This is a genomic window from Peribacillus sp. NPDC058002, from assembly GCF_042886655.1.
Lineage (GTDB): Bacteria > Bacillota > Bacilli > Bacillales > DSM-1321 > Peribacillus > Peribacillus aracenensis.
The window spans coordinates 1-3,042 of sequence record NZ_JBHVQU010000346.1 but is presented as its reverse complement, the minus strand read 5'-3'; the positions used below and the strand labels follow the sequence as shown (position 1 = coordinate 3,042).

At 36.8% G+C, this 3,042-nt stretch carries 1 protein-coding gene and 4 pseudogenes; 3 read left to right on the top strand and 2 right to left on the bottom strand.

Features of this window, described 5'->3' with window-relative positions:
* Window positions 1-360, top strand: a pseudogene (locus ACFVSH_RS24790) (cell division protein FtsZ); the annotation flags it as partial.
* Window positions 361-572: 212 nt separating this feature from the next.
* Here ACFVSH_RS24790 and ACFVSH_RS24785 read toward each other — a convergent pair.
* Together ACFVSH_RS24785 and ACFVSH_RS24780 are read right to left on the bottom strand one after the other, a co-directional pair.
* A pseudogene (locus tag ACFVSH_RS24785) lies at window positions 573-815 on the bottom strand (integrase core domain-containing protein); the annotation flags it as partial.
* 89 nt (window positions 816-904) lie between these two features.
* Window positions 905-1,069 (bottom strand): annotated as a pseudogene (locus ACFVSH_RS24780) (DsbA family protein); the annotation flags it as partial.
* On the opposite strand from ACFVSH_RS24780, the pseudogene ACFVSH_RS24775 reads away from it, so the two are divergent.
* Both ACFVSH_RS24775 and ACFVSH_RS24770 read left to right on the top strand, forming a co-directional pair.
* Window positions 1,019-1,387, top strand: a pseudogene (locus tag ACFVSH_RS24775) (Tn3 family transposase); the annotation flags it as partial. The pseudogenes ACFVSH_RS24780 and ACFVSH_RS24775 overlap by 51 nt on opposite strands.
* A gap of 237 nt (window positions 1,388-1,624) precedes the next feature.
* Window positions 1,625-2,953, top strand: coding sequence for an FAD-containing oxidoreductase (locus ACFVSH_RS24770; RefSeq protein WP_387595032.1), 1,329 nt, complete (start codon window positions 1,625-1,627; stop codon window positions 2,951-2,953).
* Window positions 2,954-3,042: the final 89 nt, after the last annotated feature.

Here is a 3,042-nt window from a genome sequence, read left to right as displayed (position 1 = left end):
AAAGGATCTGCCTTAATAGGCATTGGCAGGGCAACAGGCAAGCATCGCGCTGTGGAAGCTGCAAAGAAAGCCATTTCCAGTCCGTTACTTAACACTTCGATTAACGGAGCCCAAGGTGTACTAATGAAACTCACAGACGCCAATATAAGTTTTTATGAAGTACAAGAGGCAGCAAATTTTGTTACTTCTGCGGCAGACTCCGAGTTAAATATGATTTTCGGTTCTGTTATTGATGAAAACTTAAAAGATGAAATTATAGTAATTATCACTGGCTTGAATGATCAGGAGATTCTATCATTAAAAATGTCTGCCCGTCCTTCAAAAGCAGAAATGGAAAAAACACTTTCAACAGAGTTCTGAAACAAAAATTTCACGAAGGGAGCCGTATAGGCTTCCTTTTGTCCGTTCTGTTTTTAGCTCCTTAATTAATCGTATGCTGTTAAGGATGACAAGAATCGTACTTCCTTTTTTACTGTTCACTCATTGAAAATGGTACTAAATTAATGATGTGGTAGAAAAAAGTTTAGAAAGGGGGATTTGAGTCAATATTTTGGACACTAAAAAGTTAAATCTTAAGCTGTATTCCTAATTCGATCTTCAATGGCTTGTGGCGTTTGATAGCCCAAGCTGCTGTGAATTCTTTTTCTTTTATACCAACCCTCAATAAATTGAAACATCGCTACTTTAGCTGTTTGATAGTCTAGATATTGTACGTGGTTGACTTCTTCCTTTTTTAATAGGGCATGAAAGGATTCAATACAAGCATTATCGTACGGACAACCTTTCTGACTAAAGGATTGCTTAATTTGATGGTTTTGGATATATGTTGAGTAACGAGAAAATGAATACCCTACTATAAAGTCCCATCGATTGGCATTCTTGAATATTCTCCAACTTCTCTTCAGTGACCAGCAACATCAGCTGGTTTATAAATTCCGTTTGCAGGATCGATTGGTCCGTCATGCCATTTTTCCAGTAAGCCTCCCATAACCGTATGGAAGTTAAAATAATCACCATACTGCTCGACAAAACGACGAAGAACCGGTTCAATTGCCCTGAAATGAGAACAGAAAATAAAGATGAAGCCATGAACGCTTTAGCACGTGCCATATTCTTCGGAAAACCAGGAGAACTTAGAGAACGTGCATTACAAGATCAATTGCAGCGCGCCAGTTCATTAAATCTTATTATTAATGCGATCAGCATTTGGAATACTGTTTATCTATCGCATGCAATTGAACATTCGAAATCTAAAGGAAAATATAAAGAGGATTTGCTTCCTCATATATCCCCGTTGGGGTGGGAACACATTAACTTTCTTGGAGGATATTCCTTTAATTCAAGTAATTCGGGTTCAATTCATACCCTTCGACCACTCAGGACATGAAAACAACCCTGATTTTTCTGCTTAACGTAGAAAAATCAGGGTTTTTATTATTTCTAAAAAATGTATTATTTTATAATGTCCGCGTTTTGTCGGCATGACCCCTAACTGAAGTTGGTATATCAGATTTAGTTTTAATTTATTTGAATGGGTATAATAAATATTTAAGAATGAAGATTTTGATTAGGGATTCTTGTTTGTTTGAACAGATTACTTAATTTTATAGATAGGAGAATGTATATGTTTACTTATGACGCAATAATCATTGGATTTGGTAAAGCAGGAAAAACTTTAGCTGGGAGGCTTGCCAACAAAAATTGGAACGTAGCGATGATTGAAAAAGATCCAAACATGTATGGCGGAACTTGTATTAACATCGCATGCATCCCTACAAAGGTACTTGTCCAAGATGGATTGAAAAATATCCCCTATAGAGACGCCATTGAAAGAAAAGATAAGGTTGTGGAAAAGCTACGAGAAAAAAATTACAAAAGTTTAGCTGATAATAACAAAGTTACCATTTACGATTCAGAAGCAAGATTCCGGTCAGATAAAGAAGTGGAAATAGAATTAAATGGAAAAGGAGAAGTTTTAACTGCCGAACACATTTTTATCAATACTGGTGCAATCAGCAATATTCCACCGTTGAAAGGTGACCTGACTTCAGATAAGGTCCATACAAGTACGTCTCTGATAGATCGTAAACAGCTGCCGCAACAATTGGCAATTATAGGGGGAGGATATATAGGTATGGAATATGCCTCTATGTATCAAACCTTTGGAGCAGAAGTCACCTTGATTACACCAGAAGAGGAACTATTAACTCGTGAAGATCGTGAAATCGCTGCAGAAGTTCAGAAGGTAATGGAAGAAAAAGGAATACGTTTTATATTTGGGTCCAAAGCACAGGAAGTTACAGAGGAAAGTGAAGATAAGGTATCGTTGTCTTTATCCAATGGTCAAAATGTAAGTGCAAATGCAGTACTACTTGCTACTGGTAGAAAACCGAATGTGGAACATCTCGGTCTTGAAAATACGTCAATTGAACTTACAGAAAATGGCGCAATTAAGGTCAATGACCATCTTGAAACAACGGTGAATAATGTATGGGCTCTCGGTGATGTGAAAGGCGGTATGCAATTTACGTATATTTCCTTGGATGACTACCGTATTGTTGAGAACTATTTATTTGGTGAGAAAAAATATTCTCTCGAGAGTCGTAAAAATATTCCCTATTCCATGTTTATTGATCCGCCTTTATCCAGGGTGGGGCTAACAGCCAAAGAAGCAGAAGAAAAGGGTTATGAAATCGCTGAAGGAAAATTGTCTGTTGCATCACATCCGCGAGCACATGTAATTAATGATCTTAGGGGATTATTTAAAGTTGTCATCGATAAAAAAATGGATAAAATTCTAGGTGCCAGCCTGTTTGGACCTGATTCACCAGAATTGATTAATCTTGTCAAACTAGCAATGGATTTGGATGCCCCTTATACGTATTTAAGAGATCAAATATATAATCATCCGGTAATGAGTGAATCATTCAATACTCTATTTGCGGTAGATTGATAAAGCAGTTATTTTCAAATATAAAGGAGAACTGACTAACAACGAGAAACGTGTGAGGATGAAGCTCTTTATATTAAAATAGGTGACTC

Excerpts from the sequence above, each read along its gene's own strand:
- ACFVSH_RS24770 (WP_387595032.1), top strand. The coding sequence starts at position 1,625 with ATGTTTACTTATGACGCAATAATCATTGGATTTGGTAAAGCAGGAAAA.